Genomic DNA, 25,686 nt, shown 5'->3' with positions numbered 1-25,686 from the left:
ATGCGACTCTCCGACTACCTGGACAAGGGCGTCTCGCTCGGCCGTGGGGCACCGTGCCTCACGGCCGGGGGTGACACCTCCACCTACGGTGAGGTGTACGACCGGTCGGTCGAGATCGCCGCGGCGCTGCAACACGACGGTGTCGAGGCCGGCGATCGCGTCGCCGTCCTGTCCGGTAACGACCCGCTGGCGCTGACGTGCGTGTTCGGCATCTCGCGCGCCGGCGCGGTGTGGTGCCCGGTGAATCCGCGGAACGAGGCCGACGAGAACCGCCAGCTGTTCGATCTCTTCGGATGCCGAAATCTGTTCTTCCAGAGCCGATTCACCGATCTGGTCGACCGGATCCGAGGCGATCTGCCGCACCTCGTGCGACTGGTCTGCCTCGACGGTGACACGGAGTGGTCGATCCCGTTCGAGTCGTGGCTCGCCGAACACCGCGGCGAGCTCGACGCGGACAGGCGGCCGCCGCGCGGGCTCGCGATGCTGGCGGGAACGGGCGGCACCACGGGAAAGCCGAAAGGGGTGCGGCTGACCGAGGACAACATGATGACCTCGACGGCGCTCGCGCTGATGAGCTATCCCTTCGGTGTGCGTCCGCGGTATCTCGCGCTGGCGCCGCTCACACACTCCGCCGGTGTGCTGACGTTCCCGATCCTGAGTCTCGGCGGCGAGGTGGTCATCATGGCGGCCCCCGACATCGGGGAGTTCCTGGCGCTGGTCGAACGGCACCGCATCACCCATGCGTTCCTGCCTCCGACGGTGATCTACGGCGTGCTCGACCACCCGGAGCTGGATCATCGGGACCTGTCGTCTCTCCGCTGCCTCTGGTACGGGGCGGCGCCGATGTCGCCGACGCGGCTCGAGGAAGCGCTCACGCGCATCGGGCCGGTGCTGGGGCAGCTGTTCGGACAGACCGAGGCGCCCAACATGATCGCCACCCTGGCGCCGGCGGACCACTTTCGTCCGGACGGCACGGTGGCGACGGAACGGCTCACCTCGGCCGGTCGTCCGACACCCTTGACCACGGTCGCGATCATGACCGAGAAGGGCGACCTCGTCGGCACCGGTGAGCGTGGCGAGATCGTCGTGCGCGGTCCCCTGGTCATGGACGGCTATCACGACAATCCGGCGGCGACGGCAGAGGTGGGCGCTCACGGTTGGCACCACACGGGCGACATCGGATACCTCGACGACGAGGGCTTCCTCTACGTCGTGGACCGCGCGAAGGACATGATCATCACGGGCGGCTTCAACGTCTACTCGGCCGAAGTCGAGCAGGCTCTGCTCGCTCACCCTGCAGTGAAGGAGTCGGCCGTGGTGGGTCTCCCCGACGAGAAATGGGGCGAACGGGTCGTGGCGGCTGTCGAGCTGCGCGCCGGGCAGGAGGTGGATCCCGCCGCACTGATCGCCTTCGTCAAAGAACGCATCGGCAGCGTGAAGGCGCCGAAGAACATCGAGGTCTGGGATCTTCTGCCCCGGTCGAAGGTCGGAAAGATCCTGAAGAACGAGGTCAGGTACACCATGACGATGTAGTGCGTGGGTCGCTCGACCTCTGTACACGGCGAATGGCCGGGTCTACCGTGAACGGACCGAACGGTACGTCCAGCCAGGAGGTCCACCATGTCTCGTCGTCTCACCCGCACACTCGTCGGAGCCACAGCCACAGCCGCCGGCGCCGGAGCAGTCGCCATCGCCCTGTCGGGTTCTGCAACGGCGTCGGCGGCACCCGCTCAGGGCCCTATCTACTGGCAATCGTTCGGCGTGCTCGTCATTCCTGCGAGTGAGAACTGCCAGAACACGGCGGCACGGTATCGCGAACGGGGCGACATCATCCTCGTCGACTGCGCCATCAATCTCGCGTACCCCGGCTATCAGCTCGTCGGAATCCGCACGGATCTCTTCGGGAGCTGATCGTCGGCGAACTCGACCGACGAATTCCCGCGGTCGATTCGTGTTGCCGCGGGCACTGCAACCGGCGCGGTACGACGTAACTCCCGCGGGAAGCGGCACGCAGCTCGACCTCTGTACACGGCGGGAGACCGGGTCTACCGTAAACGGACCGAACGGTACGTCCAACCAGGAGGTCCACCATGTCTCGTCGAATCACCCGTTCACTCGTCGGTGCCACCGTGGCAGGCGCCGGAGCCGCTGCCATTGCCCTGTCGGGCGGGGCGACGGCGTCTGCAGCACCATCGATCGGCCCGCTCTATTTCCAGACCTTCGGTGAGTTCTACTTCCCGCCTGCGAAGAATTGCCAGGAGACGGCGGCGGAGTACCGCGAACGAGGCGACATCATCCTCGTGAACTGTGCGCCCGGCCTCGCCTTCGGCACGTACCAGCTCGTCGGTATCCGAGCAGGCTTCGGTAGCTGACCCCGAGCCCACCGGCGCAGTCGCTACGGTGGGCGGATGCCATTGTCGCCGCGGGTACCGGACCTCGGAGCCCTCGATGTGATGGTGTCCGTCGCCCGGTTGGGCAGCATGACGGCAGCGGGCCGCGAACACGGGTTGAGTCAGCAGGCGGTCAGCGCGCGAGTGCGTGCTGCGGAACGGGACATCGGTGTCCGCATCTTCGATCGCGGGACGAGCGGTGTCGCCCTGACCCCCGAGGGCGTCGCGGTCATGGAGTGGGCGGGCGGCATCCTCGACTCGGCCGAGAAGTTCGCGACAGGAGTGACATCGCTTCTGCGCGAGGGCAATGCGACGCTCACCATCGCCGCGAGTATGACCGTCGCCGAGCACCTCGTGCCGGCGTGGATGCTGTCGATGCGCAGACAGTCGCCCGACGTCCAGGTGCAGATGCGACTGATGAACTCGGCGGAGGTCGCCGAGCAGGTGCTGGACGGGCGCGCGGACATCGGCTTCGTCGAAGGGCCCGACGTGCCGGCCGGGCTCGGGGTCGCCGTCGTCGCGCACGACGAGTTGATCATCGTCACGGGACCGTCCCACCCGTGGGCGACCAGACGTGCGGCGTCGATGGAGCTGCTGCAGACGACGGCTCTGGTGCAACGGGAGCCGGGGTCGGGAACCCGCACCACGTACGAGAGCGCCGTCCGCCCGACGGTTCCGCCGCTCATCGAGCTCAACTCCGTCACCGCTGTCAAGTCTGCTGCCATATCGGCGAATGCGCCGGCGGTGGTGTCGTCCCTCGCGGTGGAGGGGGAGCTGCGGAGTGGCGCGTTGGTGCGCATCGACGTTCCCGGTGTTTCGATGACGCGTGAGCTGCGCGCGGTCTGGAGCCTGTCTGCAGCACTGCGCGGTCCACGTCGCGACTTCCTCGACATTGCCCGGCAGTAGCCACAAACAGCGTTTGTGGGGTGACAAGAGCACGACCACTACTGATCGTCGCCGTCCCGGCGCACTGTGAAGGCATGACGACCTTCCGGACCGCGACATCGCACGGGCTGCTCCGCGATCTCGACTCGCCCGGCAGCGTGATCGAGCACATCACGCCGAACTGGTTCGCATCGGTGATGGGGACCGGAATCGTCGCCACTGCCGCAGCAACGCTGCCCGTGCAGAATGTCGTGCTCCACATGGCAGCCGTCGTCATGTGGCTGCTCGCCTCGACTGTCCTCGTCGTCGTGTCGACCCTGTTCGCCGCGCACTGGCTCGCGCACCGCCGCGTCGCGCAGGCCCACGCGGCCCACCCGGTCATGATGCAGTTCTACGGCGCGCCGCCCATGGCCCTGCTCACCGTCGGTGCCGGCACGAGCCTCCTCGGCGTGGACATCATCGGGCAGAGCCTGGCCACCTCGATCTTCGTCGTCCTCTGGACGGTGGGTACCGCGCTGGGGCTCGCGACCAGTGTCGTCGTCCCGTACGTGATGATCACCCGCGGCCGCAGTGCCGACACGGTCGCGCTCCCGGCATGGCTGATGCCCGTGGTGCCGCCGATGGTCTCGGCATCCACCGGTGCACTTCTCCTCCCGCACATCGCCGACGGGCAGTGGCGGCTCGCGATGCTCGTCGGCTGCTACGCGCTGTTCGGATTGGCACTCGTGACCGGGCTGATGGTGACGACCGCGGTTCTCGGTCGACTGCTGCACGGCGCCGTCCTCCCGGTCCAGGCTGCACCGACTATATGGATCACTCTCGGCGTCATCGGCCAGTCCGTCACCGCGGCCAACCTCCTGGGTGCCGATGCGGCGATGGTGTTCACCGGTGACCGGAGCGAGGTGGCGGTGGTCCTGCGTGCGGCGGGAATCCTCTTCGGAATGGTGATGGGCGGCTTCGGAGCGATGATGTTCGCCCTGGCCACGGCGCTGACCGTGCACGCGGCGCGCCGAGGACTGCGCTTCTCGTTGGCATGGTGGTCGTTCACCTTCCCGGTCGGAACATGCGTCACCGGCGCGGCGGCGTTGGGGCGCGCGCTGGAGTCGTCCGTCGTCGAGGCACTGGCGGTCGTGCTGTTCGCCGTGCTGGTGACGGCGTGGACGACGGTGGCGACGAGGACGGTGCGCGAGGCGTATCGCGGCCGGGTGTTTCTTCCGGCGTGAGAGTCGCACGACGGCGAAGTGGGCACACTGGAGGCATGGAGATCACCGGCCACCTCACGCCCGACGAGTTCTGGACCCAGCAACGCGCGATCGAGGATCAGATCCGCGCCGAGTCGACCACCTTCCCGACCTACACGGTGAACGGGTGGAACGGGGTGCGGGTGATGGGCCCGTGGTCGCGGGAGAACGACGTACTGACCAGCGTGACACTGCGGCACGGTGAGGTCGACTGGGACGGCGACGACATCGACGGTCCCTTCGTCGAGGTCACCACCACCACGAAGGACGCGCACCGCACGGCGCTGAAGGCGATGCTGTCGGCGATCGGTCTGACGCCGATGTCGCCCGAGTACAAGCGGCGACGTGAGGCCATCGCGGCGACGGAGGCGCGTCGCGTCGTCGTGCCGGTAAACGGCGCGGACACCGACTTCGAGATGCACGGCGGGCAGGAACGGTGGTGGGCGTCGGCGACGGTGGGCGACCACGGTGTGGTGGTCGAGGCGCGGCACCACCCTGTCGAGGCGGTGGCGCTGACGTCGGAGACCGACATGGAGCCCTATCTCGACGGCCTCCGCGCCGCGATCCGTACGAGTCGGGGCGAGTGATGGCACTGCCCTCGCACGGCCGATTCCCGTACTCGCCCATCACGTCCCGTCCGTCGTTCTCGTGGCCGGGCGGCGCGTCCCTCGCGGTGTACGTCGCCGTCAACTGCGAGCACTTCCCGTACGACGACGGAGCTCCCGGGCTGGGATGGACGCCGGGAATGGACCAGCCGAACACCTACAACTGGGGTTGGCGCGAGTACGGCAACAGGGCGGGTGGCTTCGCGTTGGCCGACACGTTGCGCGACAGCGGAATTCGTCCGACTCTGCTCGTCAACGCCGAGATCTACGAGCACGCTCCCGATCTGGTGGCGGCGTATCGCGCACTCGGCGCGGACGTCGTCGCCCACGGCCGCACCAACGCCGAGCAGCCGAACCAGCAGGACGAGGACGCGGAACGTCGCACCATCGAGGCGGTACGACGGGCGATCGAGTCACACGAGGGTTCGCCGCCTCGGGGTTGGATGAGCCCCGGCGCGAACCCGAGCCGGGTGACGGAGGACCTGTTGGCGGAGCAGGGATTCGAGTACACGCTCGACTGGCCGATCGACGACCAGCCGGTGTGGATGGCCACGCGCGGTGGACCTCTACTGAGTGTTCCGTACCCGCACGAGGTCAACGACCTTCCGGTGTTCGTCCATCACCACGGGTCCGCGGAGGATTTCGAGCACATCGTCGTCGACTCGTTCGACGAGCTGAAGGAGCAGTCGCGGCGCGCACCGCGCGTGTTGGCCATCTCCACCCACACGTTCCTCACCGGGCAACCGCACCGGCTCAGACGCTTTCGTCGCGCGCTGGATCACCTGACGTCGCACGCCGACGGTGTCTGGTTCACCACCGCCGGCGACATCGCCGAGCACTATCGGACGGTCACTCCGCCGCCTGCGTGACGTAGTCGTGCAGCTGCGCCTCGGTGAGGTTCGCCTCGGTGAGTGCCGCGAGGGCCTCCGGATCGAGGTTCTCGGCACTGCCGTCCGCGAAGCGCCGTGCACCCTCGGCCGTGACACCGCGTGCTCGCAACTGGGCGAACACCTCGTCGGTACTCACACGCCCGCCGGGAGTGCCCGTGCCGCGACTCCCGCTCCCATGTTGTACCCGAGATGACCGCCGAGAGCGCCGCCCAGACCGGCGACGGCGAATCCGGCGAGTGCGAGCGCCTTCGACGTGGTGTCCGGCGGCGACGACGCGTCCGCTGCCTTCGCGCGCCGGCGATACGACGCCGTGAACAGAGCCAGGGCTACGGCGTTGGTGCTCGCGTGGATCAGACCCACTCGTCGCTGTTCCGCGTTGAGCGTCGACCACGTCGCCCACCCCGTCACCAGTGCGGTGGGGGCGGTCACCAGTCCGGCACCGATGAGGCGCCGCGCTGCCGCGGAGTCTCCACCGGTGACATCGAGAAAGACTGCGCTGGTCCACAATCCGACCGAGGAGTAGGCCATGATGGGATGCATCGGGTGGCCGACGAAGGTCCCACGGAGGAGGCCGTCGACCTTCGTCCCCTCGAGAGCGGATCGGAGCTTCCCGGCGACGGGGTCGCTGACCGGATCGAGGAACGTCGCCTTCTCGAGCGGGTGGAACAGCGGTGTGAGATTCATACCGTGTCGGATACCCGCAGCGGTCGAGGGTAACCGCGACGCACGGTGCGCTCGAGAATGCCGAGGGTCACGCGCAGGGACGATCCGGACACCACGGGGAATATGTCACGCTCCCGCCAGTCGGGATGGATGTCGGACCAGTCGTAGTAGGACGTGACGAGGGTGCCCTCCGTGCCGTCCTCGAAGGAGTGCGGCGCGAGCCGGTACCCGTAGCGGTGGCCGATGGGCGGTCGGACCGTGCCGACGATCGTCCACGAGATGTCCCGATCGCGCTCGAAGGTCGCGATGGTGACCTCGACGTCGTAGGTACCCATCGGGAGGTCGCCGAGTGCCTCGCGATCCATGTGCACGACGAAGGTGTCTCCCGCGGACGTCACGGGTGCGCCGTCCGCGCTCATCAACATGCCCGAGCCGTCGATGGCGACGTGGCCGTCGGGATCGCAGAGCACGTCGAAGATGTCCGCCGCGGGCAACGGCATCACGCGCTGAAACTCGAGTCGTTCGTCGGTCATGGGTCCAGTCTGCACTTGTGCAGGAAGCGGGTGCGCAGGTCGTCATTGAAGACGGAGCGCGACGGGCACAGACTCGTGACCATGACGGACCTCACAGGACGATCGGCTCTCATCACCGGTGGTGCCAGCGGAATCGGGGCCGCGATCGCCCGCGCCCTCGCGGCGAACGGCGCCCGGGTCACCGTCGCCGACCTCGACGGTGACGCCGCCACGGCGCTGGCACACGAGATCGGGGGAGACGCGTGGCAGGTGGATCTCTCCGACGTCGACGCGCTCGCGGACCTCACCCTCGATACCGACATCCTGGTGAACAACGCGGGAATCCAGCACGTGTCGCCGATCGAGGACTTCGACCCGGTGATGTTCCGCCGCATCCTGACACTCATGGTGGAGGCACCGTTCCTGCTGGTGCGTGCCGCTCTGCCGCACATGTACGAGTCCGGGTACGGACGCATCGTCAACATGTCGTCCGTGCACGGCATCCGGGCATCGGCCAACAAGTCGGCGTACGTCACGGCGAAGCACGCGCTGGAGGGACTGTCGAAGGTCACCGCTCTCGAAGGCGCCGAGCGGGGCGTCCGCAGCAACTGCGTCAACCCCGGCTACGTGCGAACACCCCTCGTGGAGAAGCAGATCGCCGATCAGGCGCGCGTCCACGGCATCGACGAGTCCGAGGTGCTCGAGAAGGTGCTGCTGACCGAGAGTGCGATCAAGCGGATGGTGGAGCCGGAGGAGGTGGCCGCACTGGTGTCCTTCCTCGTCGGAGACGAGGCATCGATGATCACCGGCGCGTCGTACACGATGGACGGCGGCTGGAGCGCGAGCTGATCACTCGCCGCGCGAGACGCTCTCCACGAAGTCGCGGGCGATGTCACGGAGCTTGCGGTTGGCACGCTGTGACTCCGCGGACAGCATGCCGAACGCGGTGTCGCTGTCGACGCCGTGCAGCGCCATGAGAATGCCCTTGGCCTGCTCGATGGGGGCGCGGTGCTCGAGTGCGTCCTGCAGGCCCGACGCGACCTCGCGGGCCGACCGCACGCGCGCGTAGTCGCCGATCGCCGTGGACACGGTGGACGTCAGCAGCTCGAGGATCGACTCGTCGATCGACCCGAACGCGTCGGGGGCGGTGCCGTACAGGTTGAACGATCCGAGCTTCATGTCGGCGGTGTGCAGGGGCGCGGCGAGGAACGAGCGCACGCCCTCCTCGCGGGCAGCGTGTACGAACTCCGGCCAGCGCTGCTGCGCCGCATCGACGTCGACGCGCACGATCTCCCCGGTCCGGGCGGCCTCGAGGCACGGACCCTCACCGATCTCGTACTGATGGCGGTCGACCTCGAGCGTGCGGTCGTCGGTGTGCACGGCCGTGTACGTCAGGCCGCCGAACAGGATGCTCACACCGACGCTGGACGCACCGTCGACGGCCTCGTGTGCGATCTCCGCGGTGCGCTTCAGCAGCACCGCCAGATGGTCGTCGTCGCGGACGCTGCCGCCGACCACGCTCAGCATGGCCGCGAGTCGACGGGGAGCGACCGACCCGGTGGCCACTTCGGTGACCAACTCCGCCGCACGCGACGTCGACTCGTCCGCCTCCGCGCGCTCCGAGTCCGCTGTCGCCGCCACGGCGCTGTCCCTGCTCTCCACGGTTGAGAATCATCGCACGACGCGGGGACACCAGCAGCGACTCCGGTTGAGTTCGGTGGCCAGCGGGTATCGCAAGCATCAGGTACTCGTGTTGTCCGGACATCACGAAGTGCCAGAGCCGTCGAGTGAAGAAGCCCGCCGATGTCTCGGAGACCCCCACTGTGTGCCTGCGCACCGGTGGGGTTCTTCGTGTCGTGGGCTCAACCGCGGCGTGCGTGCTCCGCGATCACGGCGGCATTGAGCGCGGCCGCGGCGCTGACGATCGCGGCGGCGTCGTCCGGGTCGCACTCGCCGTCGGCGACGCGCGCGACGGCATCCTGCATGCGTACGCACAGTGTGGCGACGGAATCGTCGTCTGTCGGCTCGTCCGCCACGGCGCTCGTACCCGCCGATTCGTCGTCGGCCGGCTCGGTCCGACGGACGTCCTCGATCACGTCGTCCCGCCCGGCGTCCGCGAGTCGCTCGAACTCCTCGGCCGGTGTCTCGGGACGGTAGTTGCGAGGGCTGCCGTTCACCACGGTGCGCGTGCCCGGCGACAGCGCCACGAAATTGACCCGAGTCCCGCCGGGATTTCCGCTGACCCGGAAGACCCGATCCGGGCGTGTGACACTGCGCACGATCATGCCGTCCGCGATGGCGTGCGGATTGCGTGGAGCCACATCGAACCTCGATTCACTGGTTGTGGGCCATCATGGTCGTATGACTTCCGTGATGGAGCGCCTGCTGGACATCGCACCGATCTGGGTGTTCCTCATCGTCTTCCTGCTGGTGTTCCTCGAGGACGCGATCTTCGTCGGTTTCGTGATCCCGGGAGAGACGGCCGCGGTCATCGGCGGTGTCGCGGCGAGTCAGGACCACGTGAGTGTCGTGGCGATGGCGGCGGTCGTGGTCGTCGCGGCCGTGGTGGGTGACTCGGTGGGCTTCGAGATCGGCAAGCACTTCGGCCCACGACTGTTGGCCATGAAGATTCTGGACAAGCGTCGCGACAAGCTGGACAAGGCGCGGGACCTGTTGGCGCGCAAGGGCGGGACGGCCGTCTTCCTCGGCCGGTTCGTCGCCTTCTTCCGAGCGGTGATGCCGGCGTTGGCCGGGATGTCGCGCATGCCGTACCCGAAGTTCCTCGCGTACAACGCACTCGGTGGGCTCGTCTGGGGGACGGGGTTCGTGGTGCTCGGATTCGTCGCCGGCAACTCGTACGAACAGGTCGCGAAGACGGTGGGACGGGACGCGGCGATCATCGTGGTCGCGGTGGTGGTGATCGCGCTGATCGTGTGGCGCGTCCGGGCTCATCGCTCCGAGAAGGGCGCGGCGCGGGCCTACGATCCCAGCGCGAGCACCGACAGCAGCTCGTAGGCCACGTGTGACGCGGCGATTCCGGTGATCTCCGCGTGGTCGTACGCGGGCGCGACCTCGACGATGTCCGCACCGACGATGTTCGCTCCCACCAGCCCGCGCAGGGTGTTCAGCAGTTCCCGCGACGTCATGCCGCCCGCCTCGGGTGTGCCGGTGCCCGGGGCGTGGGCCGGGTCGAGGACGTCGATGTCCACGGAGACGTAGACCGGGCCCGTGTCGAGACGGCGGCGCATCCGCTCGACGATCGAGGCCACCCCGTCCGTCTCGTAGTCGTCGGACCGGATGATCTGAAACCCCAGGACGGCGTCGTCCTCGAGGTCCTTCTTGCCGTACAGCGGACCGCGGATCCCGATGTGCTGCGACCGCTCGAGGTCGATCAGCCCCTCCTCGCTGGCCCGTCGGAACGGTGTCCCGTGCGTGAAGGGTGCACCGAAGTACGTGTCCCACGTGTCGAGGTGGGCGTCGAAGTGCAACACGGCGATCGGCCCGTGGTCGCGGTGCAGCGCGCGCAGGATCGGCAGCGCGATGGTGTGGTCGCCACCGAGAGTGAGGACCGTGCTGCCGTCCTTGCGCAGATCGGTGATCGCGTGCTCGACGGTCGTCAGTGCCTCGGCGATGTCGAACGGATTGACCGCGATGTCGCCGGCATCGGCCACCTGGCGGTGCGCGAACGGCGACACGTCCAGCGCGGGGTTGTACGGCCGGAGCAGTTTGGACGACGCGCGGATGTGGCCGGGACCGAAGCGCGCGCCCGGCCGGTAGCTCACGCCCGAGTCGAAGGGCACTCCGACGATGCTCACGTCGGCCCGGGAGACCTCGTCGAGTCGCGGCAGCCGCGCGAAGGTCGACGGTTCCATGTACCGCGGGTATCGCGAGCCGTCCAGAGGTCCCCTGATGTCGGTCATGAGCAGTGATGTTTCCTCACTTCAGGCGGTTGGTCAACACTTGTTTCCTGACGCGGAGCAGGGCATGATCGCGGCGTGTCCACCATCGGAAACCGGCTGCGGGAGGCCCGGGCCGCCCGTCGTCTCACTCTCGACGCGCTCGCGTCGACCGTCGGTGTGACCAAGGGATACCTGTCCAAGGTCGAGAACGACCGCGCATCCGCGTCCGTCGCCGTCCTGGTGCGCTGGTGCGACGCGCTCGAGATTCCCATGGGGTCGCTGTTCGACGACGTTCCGCACGGCGACGTCGTCCGCGCCGGCGAGTACCCCCCGATCGCCCTCGGGGGTCATGCCCAGACGGAGTACCTGCTGACCCCGGCGGGCGAACAGCGCGTGCAGGTCATCCACGGCAGGATCGAGCGCGGAGGAGGCAGCGGCGACGAGTCGTACGAACTGCCGGCCGAGGTGGGGTTCGTCCTGGTGCTCACCGGTCGGCTGATCCTGACGCTCGACGAGCGCACCGTGCAGCTCGACGACGGTGACGCGCTCACCTTCGATCCTCGTCGTCGGCACAGCTTCCGCGCGGAGGTCGACACCACGGTGCTGTGGGTCTTGACGCCGTCCCTGCCATCCCGCCACGACAGAATCAGAATCGAGACGACCCCATGACCACGCCCGTCACTCCCGACAGCTCGGTCCACGAGCGATCAGCAGGGGACCGTGAGCAGCCGGTCACCATGTTCGGCCCCGACTTCCCCTTCGCCTACGACGATTTCGTCGCGCACCCGGCCGGGCTCGGGTCGGTCCCTCCGGAGCGCCGCGGCACCCGCGTCGCCATCGTCGGTGCCGGTCTCGCCGGCACCGTCGCCGCCCGGGAGCTGCTGCGGATGGGACTCGAACCCGTGGTGTACGAGGCGGGGTGGATCGGCGGCCGCATGCACTCGGTCCCGTTCGAGGGGCACGAGGACACGGTCGCCGAGATGGGCGCGATGCGGTTCCCGCCGTCGTCCACCGCCCTGTTCCACTACCTCGACCACCTCGGCATCGAGACCACCCCGTTCCCCAACCCGCTCGCCGAGGCGACGCCCAGCACCGTCATCGACCTCAAGGGCACCAGTCACTACGCGCGGCAGCTGACCGATCTCCCCGACGAGTACGCCGAGGTGGCCAGGGCGTGGCAGCGCACGCTCGAGGAACAGTCCGAACTCGTCCCTCTCCAGCGCGCCATCCGCGCCCGGGACGCGGCGGCGGTGAAGCGCATCTGGAACGACCTCGTGGTGCGACTCGACGACACGACGTTCTACGGGTTCCTCGTCGGATCCCCCCACTTCGCGTCGTTCGCGCGTCGAGAGCTGTTCGGGCAGGTCGGTTTCGGCACCGGTGGCTGGGACACCGACTTCCCGAACTCGATACTCGAGATCCTGCGCGTCGTGGCCACGGAGGCGGACGATCACCACCGCGGCATCGTCGGCGGATCCAGCCGCCTGCCACGTGGTCTGTGGTCGGAGGCCGTGTCGGACGCGGCGCACTGGCCGGCGGGCACCTCGGTCGCGTCGCTGCACGGCGGCACACCCCGCCCGGGTGTCACGGAGATCCGGCGACGGACCGACGACGCCACCGGCGACCACACCTTCGCGGTGACCGACTCCTCGGGCCGGACGGACGAGTTCGCCTCGGTCGTCGTGACCGCGCAGAGCTGGATGCTCCTCAACACGATCGACACCGACGACGACCTGCTGCCCATCGATCACTGGACGGCCGTCGAACGCACCCACTACATGGGGTCGACCAAGGTGTTCGTGCTCGTGGACCGACCGTTCTGGAAGGACGTCGACCCCGAGACGGGGAGGGAACTGGTCAGCATGACCCTCACCGACCGGTTGAGTCGGGGAACGTATCTCCTCGATCACGGCGACGATCGGCCCGGCGTGATCTGTCTGTCGTACACGTGGAGCGACGACTCGCTGAAGCTGCTGCCGCTCTCACCCGACGAGCGGTTGACGCTGATGCTGGGATCGCTCGAGGAGATCTATCCCGGGGTGGACTTCCGCAGCCACATCGTCTCCGATCCGGTGACGCTGTCGTGGGAGACCGAGCGACACTTCATGGGTGCCTTCAAGGCCAACCTGCCCGGCCACTATCGCTATCAGGAACGCCTGTTCTCGCACTTCGTGCAGGACGAGCTCGCCCCCCGGCATCGCGGGATCTTCCTCGCCGGCGACGACATCTCGTGGACGGCGGGATGGGCCGAGGGCGCCATCCAGACCGCGCTCAACGCGGTGTGGGGAGTCATGAACCACCTCGGCGGATCGACACATCCGGACAATCCCGGGCCGGGCGACGTCTTCGAGAGCATCGCCCCGCTCCGCCTCGGGGACTGATGCGTCGACCGGCGCGGTGAATCTCGGTCCGGGAGGACTTACCGAGCGGTAGCGTTCCTCCGGTGGTTCAGTTGCTCTCGCGCTCACGGGCGGCCGATCGGCCGCCCGTGACGACGCCTGCGACCGTTCCGGTGCGGACCGTCTCGGCGCAGGCGCTGGCCATCGTGCTCGTGCTCGCCGTCGCGGTGCTCGTGTTCCACCTGACCCGGCCGACGGCCGAGGAACCGGCCGTCGGGGCGGTCGCCGCTCCCGCTGCGGACCTGCGGCCGAGCTTCCTGGCGGAACCGGAGCGCAACCTGGGCCCGCTGCGCCAGATCGCGAAGGTCAACCGCGCCACGGCGGAGGAGGAGTACGCGGCCGCGATCGCCGTGCTCTCGACGGCGGCGAGCGCCGAGGAGAAGGATCGCCGACTGTACGAGCTGCCCCCGGCCGTGATCGGCGCCCGCATCGGTAGCTACGCCTCACCGGCTCGCGGCACGTACACGTCCGGTTTCGGCCCGCGGTGGGGAACGATGCACAACGGAATCGACATCGCCGGCCCGATCGGCACACCGATCCTGTCGGTGGCGGACGGTCAGGTGATCGAGGCCGGCCCTGCGAGCGGCTTCGGGTTGTGGGTGCGCGTGCGACACGACGACGGCACCGTGTCCATCTACGGTCACGTGGACACCCTGGTCGCGGTGGCCGGTCAGCGGGTCGCGGCGGGGCAGCAGATCGCGACGATGGGGAACCGCGGCGACTCCACCGGGCCGCACCTGCACTTCGAGACCGTCGTCGCGGACAAGCACGTGGATCCCGAACTGTGGTTGATCGGCCGCGGTATCTCGCTCGGACCGGAAGGCGACTGACGAGTCCCATCCGTCACACCAGTAACACGCTCGGATACGATGAGGGCATGAGACGGGCACTTCTGACGGCGGCGACGGCACTCGCCGTGGCCGTGGGCACCGCACCTCTCGGCGCCGGTCCGGCCGCGGCCGACACCGCCGGCTCCTGCTCACCCGAGCATCCCCGTCCCGTCGTGCTGGTGCACGGCACCTGGGTCGACGGTCCGGACACCTGGTCCACCCTCACTCCGCAGCTCGAGGCGGAGGGCTACTGCGTCTTCACACTCGAGTACGGCTACCGCGCCGAGCCCGGCGAGAACCTGCTGCAGACCTACGGCGGCGACGACATCGCCACGTCCGCGCGAGAGCTGCGTGCCTTCGTCGACGACGTCCGATCACGCACCGGCGCAGCCGACGTGGACGTCGTCGGGCACTCCCAGGGCGGTGTCGTGGCGCGTCAGTACCTGAAGTTCGAAGGTGGAGCCGACGCCGTGCACACCCTCGTCACCCTCGGCGCCACCAATCACGGCACCACGTTCTCGGCGGGGCAGCTCGTCGGATCGCTCGCGCAGCAGTTCGGACTGCCGGTCGGCGAGGTCGCCGCCGCGGCCGTCGGACCGTCGTTCGTCCAGCAGATGGTCGGCTCGTCGTTCCTCGACGTGCTCAACGCGGGCGGCGACACCGTCCCGGGCGTCGACTACACCGTGATCGCCACCCGCGCGGACACCGTCTCCACGCCGCCCGAGAACACCTTCCTCGCCGCGGGCCCGGGCGCGACCGTGGACAACGTCTGGGTGCAGGACGGCTGCCCGAGCAACACCGCCGGGCACATGGAACTGACCACCGACCCCCGCGCACTGTGGATGGTGCAGCGCGGGCTCGACCGGTCCTACGCCGATCGGGTCCCCAGCCCCTGCTGAGTGTCGGGGTGCGCGCGCTGGTGCGGTGGCCGGCTGGAAGGGGTGTGCACACGGCCGGCGTGTGGTGAACACCCGTTGCCGCAGGCTGGAGGGGGTGTGCGGTTGACGCAGGGGGTGTGCACGCAGCTCGTTGCACCTCGCGATCCCGTGGATTCTCACGTTCCGCCGCCCTCACGCGTTTACTGATCGTGATGCTTCCGTTCGAGACCGTCGTGGCCACCCACGGCCCCGTGGTGCTGCGGGTCTGTCGCGCCGTGGTCGGTCCCGTCGACGCCGACGACGCGTGGTCGGAGACCTTCCTCGCCGCACTCCGGGCGTACCCCGATCTGCCCGAGGACGCGAACGTGCAGGCCTGGCTGGTGACCATCGCGCACCGCAAGGCCGTCGACGTTCATCGCGCGGCAGCTCGCCGGCCCGTGCCCACCGACTCCGTTCCGGACGTCGCCACGATGGTGCCCGACGAGAACCACGCCCTGTGGTCCGCGGTCGCGGCCCTGCCCGACACTCAGCGACTGGCCGTCGCGTACCACCACATCGGGGGGCTCCCTCATGCGGACGTCGCTGCGCTGCTGGGTAATTCGACCACAGCCGCCCGGCGTGCATGTGCCGACGGCATCGCGACGCTACGCCGCACGACCACGAGGAGTGAGCTGCTGTGACCACCGCCGCCGAACTGACCGCGCTCCACGAGCGACTGACGCACCGCGCCGCCGAGGAAGGACTGCTCGACGTCGCGTACCGCACCCTCGACTCACCCGTCGGCACGCTCCTCGTGGCGGCCACCGAGCGAGGTGTCGTGCGCGTGGCCTTCGACGTCGAGAACCACGACACGGTCCTGCAGACGCTGGCCACCCGCATCAGTCCGCGGGTGCTCCGAGCGCCGGCCCGGCTCGACCCGGTGGTCCGCGGGCTCGACGCGTTCTTCGCCGGGACGTCCCGCGTCGTCGACGTCGACCTGGATCTGCGCCTCGCTGCAGGGTTCCGTCGCGACGTCCTGACGCATCTCCAGCGCATCCCCTACGGTGAGACCCGGAGCTACGCCGCCGTGGCCGCGGAGACGGCCAGCCCGAAGGCCGTCCGCGCCGTGGGATCGGCCTGCGCGCGCAATCCGCTGCCCCTGGTCATCCCGTGTCATCGCGTGGTGCGGTCGGACGGAACGCCCGGTCGCTACGCCGGCGGTGAGGTCGCCAAGCAGCTTCTGCTCGAGCTCGAGACACAGAACTACTAGGCGGTATTAGTCTCGAAGCATGTCCTCTGCTGCTGATGTTCCCGCGCACCTCGTTCTGTCTCGTCGCGATCTCGAGTTCCTCCTCTACGAATGGCTCGACGTCGAGTCGTTGACCGAGCGGAAGCGCTTCTCCGATCATTCCCGGGAGACGTTCGACGCGGTGATGGAGCTCAGCGAGCAGATCGCGGTGAAGCACTTCGCGCCGCACAACAAGAAGGCGGACGCGAACGAGCCGCACGTCGGCGAGGACGGCAAGGTCGTCCTGATTCCCGAGGTCGAGCAGGCGCTGAAGGTGTTCAACGACGCCGGCCTCATCTCCGGGCAGTTCGACGACTCGCTCGGCGGCATGCAGCTGCCGACCACGGTGTCGAAGGCGTCGCTCGCGTGGTTCCAGGCCGCGAACACCGGCACCGCGACCTATCCCTTCCTCACGATCGGCAACGCCAATCTCCTCATCGAGTACGGCAGCGAGGAGTTGGTCGACGCCTATGTCCGGCCCATGCTCGAAGGCCGTTTCCACGGGACCATGTGCCTGTCCGAGCCCGGTGCCGGATCGTCGCTCGCCTACATCACCACCAAGGCCGTCGAGCAGGGTGACGGCACCTACGCGGTGACCGGAACCAAGATGTGGATCTCGGGCGGCGAGCACGAACTCGGTGAGAACATCGTGCACCTCGTCCTCGCCAAGATCCCCGGCGGTCCGGCAGGCGTGAAGGGCATCTCGCTCTTCGTCGTGCCCAAGACGCTGGTGAACGCCGACGGGTCGCTGGGCGAGCGCAACGACGTGAACCTCGTCGGCCTGAACCACAAGATGGGGTACCGCGGAACCACCAACACGCTCCTCGCATTCGGCGAGAACGGGGGCGCCACAGGCTATCTCGTCGGCGAGCCACACAAGGGCCTGTCGTACATGTTCAAGATGATGAACGAGGCGCGCATCGGCGTCGGCATGGGCGCGACCGCGCTGGGCTACACCGGCTACCTGCACTCGGTGGCGTACGCCCGGGACCGTGCACAGGGCCGGCCCGTCGGTGACAAGGATCCGGCTGCCCCGCAGGTGCCGATCATCGACCACTCCGACGTGCGTCGCATGCTGCTCGCGCAGAAGTCCTACGTCGAGGGCGGTCTGGCCCTGGGTCTGTACTGCTCGCGGCTGGTCGACGAGCAGATCACCGGCGAGCAGGACGCGGCGGATCGCGCCGGGTTCCTCCTCGACGTGCTCACCCCCATCGCCAAGGCGTGGCCGTCGCAGTGGTGCCTCGAGGCCAACAACCTCGCGATCCAGGTGCACGGCGGGTACGGCTACACCCGCGACTACAACGTCGAGCAGTTCTACCGCGACAACCGCCTCAACCCCATCCACGAGGGAACGAACGGCATCCAGGGCCTCGACCTCCTCGGACGCAAGGTCGTCGCGCAGGGCGGCCGAGGACTTCAGCTCCTCGTCGAGACCATCACGGAGACCATCGACGCGATGTCGGGCGAGTACGCCGACGCCCTGCGAGCGGCAGTGGATCGCCTCGTGGCCGTCACCGGCACGCTGTGGGGTCAGGGCGACGCCGAGGTGGCGCTGGCCAACTCGTCCGCGTACCTCGAGGCGACCGGTCACGTGGTCGTCGCGTGGCTCTGGCTCGACCAGCTCCGCGCGATCGGCGACAAGGAAGGCGCCTTCTACGACGGCAAGCGTGTCGCGGCGCAGTACTTCTTCCGGTACGAGCTCCCCAAGACGGGCCCACAGTTCGACCTGCTCGAGAACCTGGACCGTACGACGCTGGACCTCGACACCGCGGTTCTGTAGCGCTGCGCCCGCGCTCCACGGATCGTTCGGTGCACCCGCGATCAGGGGTGCGGGTGGCGAACTGCGGTGCGCTCGAGCCTCGCCGGGCGCACCGCTCGTCGCCGCGCGCACCTTCCACGGTGCGCAGAGAACCGGGCGCTGCGCCCGCGCTCCGCGGATCGTTCGGCGCACCCGCGATCAGGGGTGCGGGTGGCGAACTGCGTTGCGGCGAGCAGCGCGTACCGCGTAATGCCCGTCACACACACCTGGCAACGCGGTGTGCCGACTGTTTAGATACAAGATGTGCGCAACACAGATGCAACCGAGACGTCGTCCGACCGGGCGTACGCGACGGTCAAGGAGCTCATCGTCTCCGGCGAGCTGCCGGGCGGGGAGCTGATCAGCGAGGGGCAGATCGCCGAGCGCACCGGCACCAGCCGCACCCCGGTCCGTGAGGCCTTCCTCAGGCTCGCGGCCGAAGGATGGATGCGGCTCTACCCCAAGCGCGGGGCCCTCGTGGTTCCCGTCGCCCCCGACGAGGCCACCCATCTCGTCGCCGCCCGTCGACTCGTCGAGACCGGATCGCTCGAAGCGTTCGCACAGGATCCGGGCAGCCGGGCCTCCGCTGCCGCACAGATGCGGGAGAGCCTCGACCGGCAGCGCGTTCTCGCGGAGGCGGGCGACTCCCTCGGCTTCGCTGCCGAGGACGCAGACTTCCACACCATCGTCGTCACGCACGGGGACAACCCCCTGCTGTCGACCTTCTACTCAGGATTGCGCGACCGGCAGCGCCGCATGACCGCGAACTCCGTGGCGCGCAATCCGGACGTGTTGGCGTCGATCATCGGCGACCACACCCGTCTCACCGCACTCGTCGAGCAGGGCGACGTCGCCGCGTACGACGACGCCCTCTCCCTCCACATGGCAGCCACGCACGCGCTGCCGCGTGGAATCCGCTGAAGGACCCCACCATGACCGTTCTCGACCGCACGACCACCACCCGCACCTGGCTGCCCGTGGCGCTCGGCATGCTCGCCGTCGCCTGGGGCGGCAACGAGTTCACGCCGCTCCTCGTGATGTACCGCGAGGGTCACGGCTTCTCACCCGTCGTCGTCGACGTGTTCCTCTTCGCCTACGTCGTCGGCATCGTGCCGGCCCTGCTGATCGGGGGCCCGCTCTCGGATCGCTACGGACGGCGGCCGCTCATGGTGCCCGCGCCGGCCGTCGCCGCCGCGGGATCTCTCGTCATCGCCCTCGGCGCGCACTCGGCCCCGATCCTCGCGACCGGCCGCGTGCTCAGCGGCATCGCGTTGGGGCTGGGTATGGCCGTCGGCGGCAGTTGGTTGAAGGAGCTGTCCACGGACGGCTCGGGTGCCCGCCGTGCCGCCATGTCGCTCACGGGCGGATTCGCCACGGGCGCAGGGGTCGCCGGGGTGCTCGCGCAGTGGGCGCCGTGGCCCGAGGTGCTGCCGTACCTGGTGCACGTCGCGTTGGCAGCACTGGCCACCGTGGCCCTGCTCGGGGTGCCCGAGACGCGAGCGCGTGCGGTGGACGGCGCCTCGTTGCTGTCCGATCTGCGTATCCCGTCGGCGGGTCACCGTCGGTTCGTGTCCGTCGTTCTTCCCATGGCGCCGTGGGTCTTCGGCGCGGCCAGCGTCGCGTACGCAGTGCTGCCCGGTCTGATGGCCGACCACTCCGGCGCGTTCCCCATCGCGTTCTCCGCACTGCTCGGCGTGGTCGCGCTGTCGTCCGGCTTCGCGATCCAGGCCGTCGGCCGACGCATCGACACCGCGTCGAGTGCGCGCGCCGTCCTGGTCGCGCTGGGCATCATCGTCGTCGGCATGGTGCTGGTCTCGGTCGCCGCCGACGTGCTGACGATCCCGATGGCGCTGCTCGCCGCCGCGGTGCTCGGGTGCGGCTACGGCATGGCGATGGTGTCGGGCCTGCAGGAGGTGCAGCGCATCGCGGGACCGCGTGATCTGGCCGGACTCACCGCGGTGTTCTACTCGGTGACCTACCTCGGCTTCGCGGTGCCGGCAATTCTGGCGCTGCTCGTGCAGGAGTTCCCCGACGCGATCACCTACCCCGAACTGTTCACGGCCGGTGCGGTTCTCGCCGCGGTGTCATTGGCGCTCGTCGCGACGAGAACGCGGTCGCACCTGCCGTCAGGGCAGTCGGGGTAGCCGCTTCTTCTCGAGCCAGGACTCCCAGAACTCGTCGGTGCTGCCGTACTGCTTCGCCAACCCGACGAAGTCCGACGTCGCCACGGTGGCGTGGCGGAAGGTCGTGGTCCACTCGCGGATCAGATCGAAGAACGCCGCGTTGCCGATGGTGCGCCGAAGTGCGTGCAGGGCAAGGGCTCCGCGCTTGTACACGCGGTCGTCGAACATGTCCTCCGGTCCTGGATCTCCCAGCACGATGTCCTGCGGCAGGGACGACAGGCGACTGTGTGCCCGGGTGGCCTCCTGGTGCGCGGACGGTCCGCCCGAGCTCTCCGACCAGATCCACTCGGAGTAGCAGGCGAAGCCCTCGTGCAACCAGATGTCGCTCCACCGCGCGATGGTGAGGCTGTTGCCGAACCACTGGTGCGCCAGTTCGTGGGCGACGAGTCGCTCGTACTCGCGGTCGCCGTCACAGTGATTGGCGCCGAAGATCGACAGCGTCTGTGCCTCGACGGGGATCTCCAACTCGTCGTCGGTGACGACGACGGAGTACGACTCGAACGGATAGGGGCCGAACGACTCGACGAACGTCTCCATCATCTGCTGCTGACGGCCGAAGTCGTGATCGAAGTTCTGGCGCAGATGCGCCGGCAGGATCGCGTCGATCGGCACGGGGGAGTCGCTGACCCGGTGTTTCTCGTACTGGCCGATCTGCACGGTCGCGAGGTATGAAGCCATCGGTTCGGGCTGGTCGTACACCCAGGTGGTGCGCGAGGACTTCACGTACTTCCGCGTCAGTGTGCCGTTCGAGACGACGTGGTACGGGGAATCGGCAGTGATCGAGATGGTGTACGCCGCTTTGGAACTGGGATGGTCGTCGCACGGGAACCACGATGCGGCGCCGTTGGGTTGGCTCGCGACGAGGGCGCCGTCGGTGAGCTCCTCCCACCCGACCTCACCCCACACGCTGCGAATCGGTGCGGGGTTGCCGCTGTAGGCGACGGTGGCCGTGAAGGAGGCGCCCACGTCGATGGCACGCTGCAGCGTGACCGTCAGCTTGCCGCCCCGATGGGTGAACCGGACACCGCGCATTCCGGCGACACTCACCTTGGACGGGGTGAGGGCCGGACCCATGTCGAGTGAGAACTTGGTGATCGACCGGGTGGCCACCGCATGCACGACGGCCTTGCCGGACAGGCGGTTCGACTGCACCTTGTACTCGAGGTCGAGGGCGTATCGCTCGACCGAGTACCCGCGGTTGCCGTTCTGCGGCAGGTACGGGTCGATGGGAGAGTCCGGCATCACTTCTCGGTCCAGGGTGCGATGGGGTTGCCCTGCCACCGGCTCGACTCGGGGACGGTGTCGCCGCGCATGACCAGCGAGGCCGGTCCGACCGTGGCACCCGCCCCGATTCCCGCTGCGGGCAGTGCGACGCAATGCGGGCCCAGCGTGGCTCCCGCCCCCAAACTCACCGTGTCCATGCTCATGATCCGATCATGGAACAGATGTGTCTGCACGACGCACCCTCTGTTGACGGTGGCACCGTCGCCGAGCGTGATGAGGTCGGCCTCCGGCAGCCAGTAGGTCTCACACCAGACTCCCTTCCCGATGTGGGCGCCGAGCCAGCGCAGCCACAGGTTCAGCACCGGGGTTCCCTCGGCGGCGCGGGCGAACCACGGGGCGGCGACGACCTCGACGAACGTGTCGGCCACTTCGTTGCGCCACACGAACGAACTCCACAGCGGGTGCTCCACCGCACCGATGCGGCCGACGAGCGACCACTTGGCGACGGCGGAGATTCCGGCCGCGACGGCGCCGGCGATCAGCAACACGACGCCGCTGAGCAGGGCGGCGGCCCAGTAGCCCAGCGTCCCGGCGATCCAGGTCAGGGCGGCGAGGACGCCGAACCCGATGCCGAACGACACGACGACGGGCACGAGTCGACAGGTCTCGACCACGGCGCGGGCGATCTTGAGTCGCCGCGGCGGGTCGAAGGTGCGGGTGGTGTCGGACGAGTTGGGCGCTCGGCGCAGGCGCACCGGCGGGCTGCCGAGCCACGACGATCCCGACTTCGCCTTGGCGGGTGCGGCCGACAGCACGGCGACGAGGCCGTTCTTCGGCACGCGTCGACCCGCGGCCGCCATGCCGGAGTTGCCGAGGAACGCACGCTTGCCCACCTTGGCCTCGCCGAGCAGCATCCAGCCGCCGCCGAGCTCGTAGCTGGCGATCATGGTGTCGTCCGCCAGGAAGGCACCGTCGCCGACTGTCGTGAACTTCGGGACCATCAGGACCGTCGACGCCTCCACGTCCTTGCCGATGGTCGCGCCGAGCAGCCGGAGCCATCCCGGAGTGAGCAGACTCGCGTAGAGCGGGAAGAGGAACGTACGGGCCGAGTCCATCAGGCGTTCGGTGGCCCACACCTGCCAGCCGATGCGACTGCGTACCGCGTGGTGGCCGGGAATCAGCCCGATCGACAGCAACCGCACGGACACGAGCGTGACCGCTGCGAAGACGAGCAACGACACCGCAGTGGCGGGAGCGAGCAGCGCCAGCCCGAGGCCGATCGCACCGGGCAGGGTGGTCGCGTGCGCGACTCCGACGGCGACGAGGAGCAGGCCCGCAGCAATGGACAGGAGGGGAAGTCCCGACAGCAACAGCGACGTCACGCCGTAGACGGGCACCCAGCCGCGACCGCGCGGCGGCGCCTCGTCGGGCCACGGGTGCATCGCCTTGCCGACCTTCGCGGCGGGCGAGCCGGACCACTGCTGACCGGCCTTGACCTTGCCGGAGACGGCCGATCCCGCAGTGATCTCGGCGCGGCGGCCGATCCTGGCTCCGGGGAGCAGGGTCGACCGCGCACCCACCGTGGCGCCGGCGCCGACCTCGATCGAGCCGATGTGCACGACGTCGCCGTCGATCCAGTAGCCGGACAGATCGACCTCCGGCTCGAGCGAGCAGCCGTCACCGAGAGTCAGCATGCCGGTCACCGGAGGCAGGGTGTGCAGATCGACGTCGCGGCCGACCGTCGCACCGAGTGCGCGGGCGTAGTAGACCATCCACGGCGCGCCCGACAGGTTCGAGGCACCGCTGGCGTCGGTCAACCGGTTGGCGGTCCACAGCCGGAGGTGCACGCTGCCGCCGCGCGGATGGGCGCCCTCCGTGACGCCGCGCATGAGGAGCCGTGATCCGGCGACGGAGATCGCCATCCGGCCCACGGGCGTCACGAACAGCAGGAACCCGAGCGCGAGCCACCACCAGGACACCGTCGGCAGCCAGGGGCGGGGAGCGAACCAGCTGAATGTGTTCGCCATGATGCCGAGCCAGGTCACCCATTGCAGCCCGGTCAACGTCGTCAGCGGCAGGGTCGCGAGGACCTGCACCACCTGGGCCGTCCGGGGTGTGGGGACCACGATGCGCTTCGCGGTCACCGGCGGGGGGACGAGCGAGTCGAGCAACGCGACGAGCGAGCCGAGTCGCGGATGGTCGTAGAGCTGCGCGACCGTGATCTCGGGGAAACGCTCGCGCAATCGGGTCACGAGCAGTGCGGCCGAGAGCGATCCGCCACCGGCAGCGAAGAAGTCCGCGTCCAGGGATCCGATCTCGGCGCCCAGCACGTCGCTCCACAGCTCGGCCACCCAGCCGGCGGTCCCGGCGAGAGAGGCGTCGTCCGGAGTCGAACCACGCTTGGGCAGCGGCCACGGCAGAGCCGCGCGGTCGACCTTGCCGGAGGTGCGGGTGGGCAGTTCGTCGACGAGTGCGAGACGCGGAACCATCGCGGCGGGAAGCTGTTCCGCGAGGAGCTCGCGCGCGCGGACGAGGTCGAAGTCCGGGTCGGTGCTGGCGAGATAGCCCACCAGCACGGGTGTTCCGGAGCCGGTGGTCCGCACTGCGGCGGCTGCGCCGCTCACACCGGGGAGGGCCTGCAGGGCGTTGTCCACCTCACCGAGCTCGATGCGGCGCCCGCCGACCTTCACCTGATCGTCGGCGCGGCCCTGGAAGAGCAGCCCCTCGAGCTCGAGCCGCACGAGATCGCCGCTGCGGTAGGCGCGGTCCCATCCGAGAGTCGCCATGGGAGCGTACTTCTCGGCGTCCTTCACCGGATCGAGGTAACGCGCGAGGCCGACGCCACCGATGACGAGCTCACCCACCTCGCCCACCGCGACAGGCTCCTCGTCCGGGCCCACGACGGCGAGGTCCCATCCGTCGAGCGGCAGCCCGATGCGCACCGGTCCGACACCGTCCATGAGAGCGGCGCAGGCGACGACGGTGGCCTCGGTGGGCCCGTAGGTGTTCCAGACCTCACGGCCCGGAACAGCCAGTCGCTCAGCGAGATCCGGCGGGCAGGCCTCGCCTCCGAAGATGAGCAACCGGACGTCCTCGAGCGCTTCGCGAGGCCACAGCGCCGCCAGGGTCGGCACCGTCGACACCACGCTGATGTCACGTGCGACGAGCCAGGGGCCGAGGTCCATGCCACTGCGTACGAGGGAGCGCGGCGCGGGAACGAGGCACGCGCCACTGCGCCAGGCGAGCCACATCTCCTCGCACGACGCGTCGAACGCCACGGAGAGCCCCGCCAGCACTCGATCGCCCGGGCCCATGGGTCGGTCCTGCAGGAACAGTCGTGCCTCGGCGTCCACGAACGCCGCCGCGTTGCGATTGCTCACCGCGACGCCCTTGGGCTTGCCGGTCGAGCCCGAGGTGAAGATGACCCAGGCGTCGTCGTCGGGTGTGGGATGGCCGACCGCGCGACCGGTCCCCGCGGTGTCGGTTCGGGTCACGCCGCCGTCCGCGATGATCGCGGTGACGCCGGCCTCCGAGAACACCAGCTCGGCCCGCTCGTCCGGGTCGTCGACGTCCACCGGGACGTAGGCCGCACCGGCGGCGATGACCGACAGGATCGCCGCGTAGAGCGAGTAACTGCCCGACGGCATGCGGACCCCGACGCGATCGCCGGCGCAGACGCCGTGTCGGGACAGCCACCGAGCGCCCTCGTCGATGTTGTCGAGCAGTTCGCTGTAACTGATGGTGGTGTCGCCGTCGTCGATGGCCGGCGCATCGGGGAATGCCCGAGCGGTGTCCTCGAGGATGTCGACGAGGGTGCGCACCGGGGCCGCCACGGAGGAACGGAGGTAGGCCTCGGGAACACGGGTCTGCAGTGACAAGACGAACGGCCTCTCGCATCGAACAGGGACGACGGAACGCTGGCGGGTGTGACGACACGTTATTGCACGCCCAGTTTGCGGGTTGGTGAACAACTCCGCCGACCCGGCGCGCGTGCCGCGAACCGGTTGACAACTCGGGCGACC

The 25,686-nt window shown here is 68.9% G+C and carries 26 protein-coding genes; 18 read left to right on the top strand and 8 right to left on the bottom strand.

Annotation, left to right across the window (positions count from 1 at the left end):
* The 7 genes from OG947_RS09255 to OG947_RS09225 all read left to right on the top strand — a co-directional run bounded on the left by OG947_RS09255 (position 1) and on the right by OG947_RS09225 (position 5,990).
* Entirely contained in the window at positions 1–1,533 is a 1,533-nt protein-coding gene (locus OG947_RS09255) for an AMP-binding protein (RefSeq protein WP_328813750.1), read from the top strand.
* Between the two features lie 87 nt (positions 1,534–1,620).
* On the top strand, positions 1,621–1,911 hold the full coding sequence (locus tag OG947_RS09250) for a hypothetical protein (protein ID WP_328813749.1): 291 nt from the start codon (positions 1,621–1,623) through the stop codon (positions 1,909–1,911).
* 179 nt (positions 1,912–2,090) lie between these two features.
* On the top strand, positions 2,091–2,372 hold the full coding sequence (locus OG947_RS09245) for a hypothetical protein (protein ID WP_222638897.1): 282 nt from the start codon (positions 2,091–2,093) through the stop codon (positions 2,370–2,372).
* A gap of 36 nt (positions 2,373–2,408) precedes the next feature.
* Entirely contained in the window at positions 2,409–3,296 is an 888-nt protein-coding gene (locus tag OG947_RS09240) for a LysR family transcriptional regulator (protein WP_328813748.1), read from the top strand.
* Positions 3,297–3,370: 74 nt separating this feature from the next.
* Entirely contained in the window at positions 3,371–4,498 is a 1,128-nt protein-coding gene (locus tag OG947_RS09235; protein WP_222646850.1) for a TDT family transporter, read from the top strand.
* 35 nt (positions 4,499–4,533) lie between these two features.
* Positions 4,534–5,103, top strand: a complete 570-nt coding sequence (locus OG947_RS09230) for a hypothetical protein (RefSeq protein ID WP_328813747.1) — start codon at positions 4,534–4,536, stop codon at positions 5,101–5,103.
* Positions 5,103–5,990 (top strand): polysaccharide deacetylase family protein, encoded by an 888-nt coding sequence (locus OG947_RS09225; protein ID WP_056443505.1) that lies wholly within the window; start codon positions 5,103–5,105, stop codon positions 5,988–5,990. Before OG947_RS09230 ends, OG947_RS09225 begins: the two co-directional genes overlap by 1 nt.
* On the opposite strand, the gene OG947_RS09220 is transcribed toward OG947_RS09225, so the two are convergent.
* From OG947_RS09220 to OG947_RS09210, 3 genes are read right to left on the bottom strand one after another with little or no spacing between them, the layout of a single operon-like run.
* Positions 5,971–6,147 carry a hypothetical protein gene (locus tag OG947_RS09220; protein ID WP_155957085.1) on the bottom strand — a complete coding sequence of 59 codons (177 nt, stop codon included), beginning with the start codon at positions 6,145–6,147 and terminating at the stop codon, positions 5,971–5,973. The two genes, OG947_RS09225 and OG947_RS09220, sit on opposite strands and share 20 nt — an antisense overlap.
* Positions 6,144–6,695, bottom strand: coding sequence for a DUF2231 domain-containing protein (locus OG947_RS09215; protein ID WP_027506498.1), 552 nt, complete (start codon positions 6,693–6,695; stop codon positions 6,144–6,146). Before OG947_RS09215 ends, OG947_RS09220 begins: the two co-directional genes overlap by 4 nt.
* On the bottom strand, positions 6,692–7,207 hold the full coding sequence (locus tag OG947_RS09210; protein ID WP_027506497.1) for a polyketide cyclase: 516 nt from the start codon (positions 7,205–7,207) through the stop codon (positions 6,692–6,694). Before OG947_RS09210 ends, OG947_RS09215 begins: the two co-directional genes overlap by 4 nt.
* Positions 7,208–7,288: 81 nt before the next feature.
* Between OG947_RS09210 and OG947_RS09205 the strand changes: the two genes are divergently transcribed.
* On the top strand, positions 7,289–8,035 hold the full coding sequence (locus OG947_RS09205) for a 3-hydroxybutyrate dehydrogenase (protein ID WP_328813746.1): 747 nt from the start codon (positions 7,289–7,291) through the stop codon (positions 8,033–8,035).
* Here the strand turns inward: OG947_RS09205 and OG947_RS09200 are convergent, their stop codons facing one another.
* Together OG947_RS09200 and OG947_RS09195 are read right to left on the bottom strand one after the other, a co-directional pair.
* Positions 8,036–8,848 carry a GAF and ANTAR domain-containing protein gene (locus OG947_RS09200; RefSeq protein ID WP_056443510.1) on the bottom strand — a complete coding sequence of 271 codons (813 nt, stop codon included), beginning with the start codon at positions 8,846–8,848 and terminating at the stop codon, positions 8,036–8,038.
* Between the two features lie 200 nt (positions 8,849–9,048).
* Positions 9,049–9,507 (bottom strand): hypothetical protein, encoded by a 459-nt coding sequence (locus OG947_RS09195; RefSeq protein ID WP_328813744.1) that lies wholly within the window; start codon positions 9,505–9,507, stop codon positions 9,049–9,051.
* A gap of 40 nt (positions 9,508–9,547) precedes the next feature.
* Here OG947_RS09195 and OG947_RS09190 point away from each other — a divergent pair, with 40 nt between their 5' ends.
* On the top strand, positions 9,548–10,201 hold the full coding sequence (locus OG947_RS09190; protein WP_051613522.1) for a DedA family protein: 654 nt from the start codon (positions 9,548–9,550) through the stop codon (positions 10,199–10,201).
* On the opposite strand, the gene speB is transcribed toward OG947_RS09190, so the two are convergent.
* A complete protein-coding gene (speB, locus tag OG947_RS09185) occupies positions 10,165–11,106 on the bottom strand; it encodes an agmatinase (RefSeq protein ID WP_027506493.1) in 942 nt (313 codons plus the stop codon). The genes OG947_RS09190 and speB overlap by 37 nt on opposite strands.
* A gap of 75 nt (positions 11,107–11,181) precedes the next feature.
* Between speB and OG947_RS09180 the strand changes: the two genes are divergently transcribed.
* From OG947_RS09180 to OG947_RS09140, 9 genes are all read left to right on the top strand, one after another.
* Positions 11,182–11,754 (top strand): helix-turn-helix domain-containing protein, encoded by a 573-nt coding sequence (locus OG947_RS09180; RefSeq protein WP_328813743.1) that lies wholly within the window; start codon positions 11,182–11,184, stop codon positions 11,752–11,754.
* Positions 11,751–13,466: a flavin monoamine oxidase family protein gene (locus OG947_RS09175; protein WP_222638890.1), complete on the top strand. Its 1,716-nt coding sequence runs from the start codon at positions 11,751–11,753 to the stop codon at positions 13,464–13,466. The genes OG947_RS09180 and OG947_RS09175 overlap by 4 nt, the downstream gene beginning before the upstream one ends.
* A 62-nt stretch (positions 13,467–13,528) precedes the next feature.
* Positions 13,529–14,314: a M23 family metallopeptidase gene (locus tag OG947_RS09170; protein ID WP_231476416.1), complete on the top strand. Its 786-nt coding sequence runs from the start codon at positions 13,529–13,531 to the stop codon at positions 14,312–14,314.
* A 47-nt stretch (positions 14,315–14,361) separates the two neighbouring features.
* Positions 14,362–15,213 (top strand): esterase/lipase family protein, encoded by an 852-nt coding sequence (locus tag OG947_RS09165; protein ID WP_051613520.1) that lies wholly within the window; start codon positions 14,362–14,364, stop codon positions 15,211–15,213.
* 191 nt (positions 15,214–15,404) lie between these two features.
* The gene (locus tag OG947_RS09160) at positions 15,405–15,872 is read left to right on the top strand and encodes an RNA polymerase sigma factor (RefSeq protein ID WP_027506491.1); all 468 of its coding nucleotides are present in this window, start codon (positions 15,405–15,407) and stop codon (positions 15,870–15,872) included.
* Positions 15,869–16,441, top strand: a complete 573-nt coding sequence (locus OG947_RS09155; RefSeq protein ID WP_328813742.1) for a methylated-DNA--[protein]-cysteine S-methyltransferase — start codon at positions 15,869–15,871, stop codon at positions 16,439–16,441. The genes OG947_RS09160 and OG947_RS09155 overlap by 4 nt, the downstream gene beginning before the upstream one ends.
* Before the next feature lie 19 nt (positions 16,442–16,460).
* Positions 16,461–18,239 carry an acyl-CoA dehydrogenase gene (locus OG947_RS09150; RefSeq protein ID WP_222633185.1) on the top strand — a complete coding sequence of 593 codons (1,779 nt, stop codon included), beginning with the start codon at positions 16,461–16,463 and terminating at the stop codon, positions 18,237–18,239.
* 282 nt (positions 18,240–18,521) lie between these two features.
* Positions 18,522–19,178 (top strand): GntR family transcriptional regulator, encoded by a 657-nt coding sequence (locus tag OG947_RS09145; RefSeq protein WP_037186307.1) that lies wholly within the window; start codon positions 18,522–18,524, stop codon positions 19,176–19,178.
* An 11-nt stretch (positions 19,179–19,189) separates the two neighbouring features.
* Positions 19,190–20,401 (top strand): MFS transporter, encoded by a 1,212-nt coding sequence (locus OG947_RS09140; RefSeq protein ID WP_222646837.1) that lies wholly within the window; start codon positions 19,190–19,192, stop codon positions 20,399–20,401.
* Here the strand turns inward: OG947_RS09140 and OG947_RS09135 are convergent.
* Both OG947_RS09135 and OG947_RS09130 read right to left on the bottom strand, forming a co-directional pair.
* Positions 20,384–21,682 (bottom strand): M1 family metallopeptidase, encoded by a 1,299-nt coding sequence (locus tag OG947_RS09135; protein ID WP_328813741.1) that lies wholly within the window; start codon positions 21,680–21,682, stop codon positions 20,384–20,386. The genes OG947_RS09140 and OG947_RS09135 overlap by 18 nt on opposite strands.
* Positions 21,682–25,542: a Pls/PosA family non-ribosomal peptide synthetase gene (locus OG947_RS09130; protein WP_328813740.1), complete on the bottom strand. Its 3,861-nt coding sequence runs from the start codon at positions 25,540–25,542 to the stop codon at positions 21,682–21,684. Before OG947_RS09130 ends, OG947_RS09135 begins: the two co-directional genes overlap by 1 nt.
* Positions 25,543–25,686 lie beyond the last annotated feature (144 nt).

It is taken from the genome of Rhodococcus sp. NBC_00297, assembly GCF_036173065.1.
In the GTDB taxonomy this organism is placed as follows: Bacteria; Actinomycetota; Actinomycetes; order Mycobacteriales; family Mycobacteriaceae; genus Rhodococcoides.
Note: the sequence above shows the minus strand (reverse complement) of the source record. Positions and strands in the feature narration are given on the sequence as shown.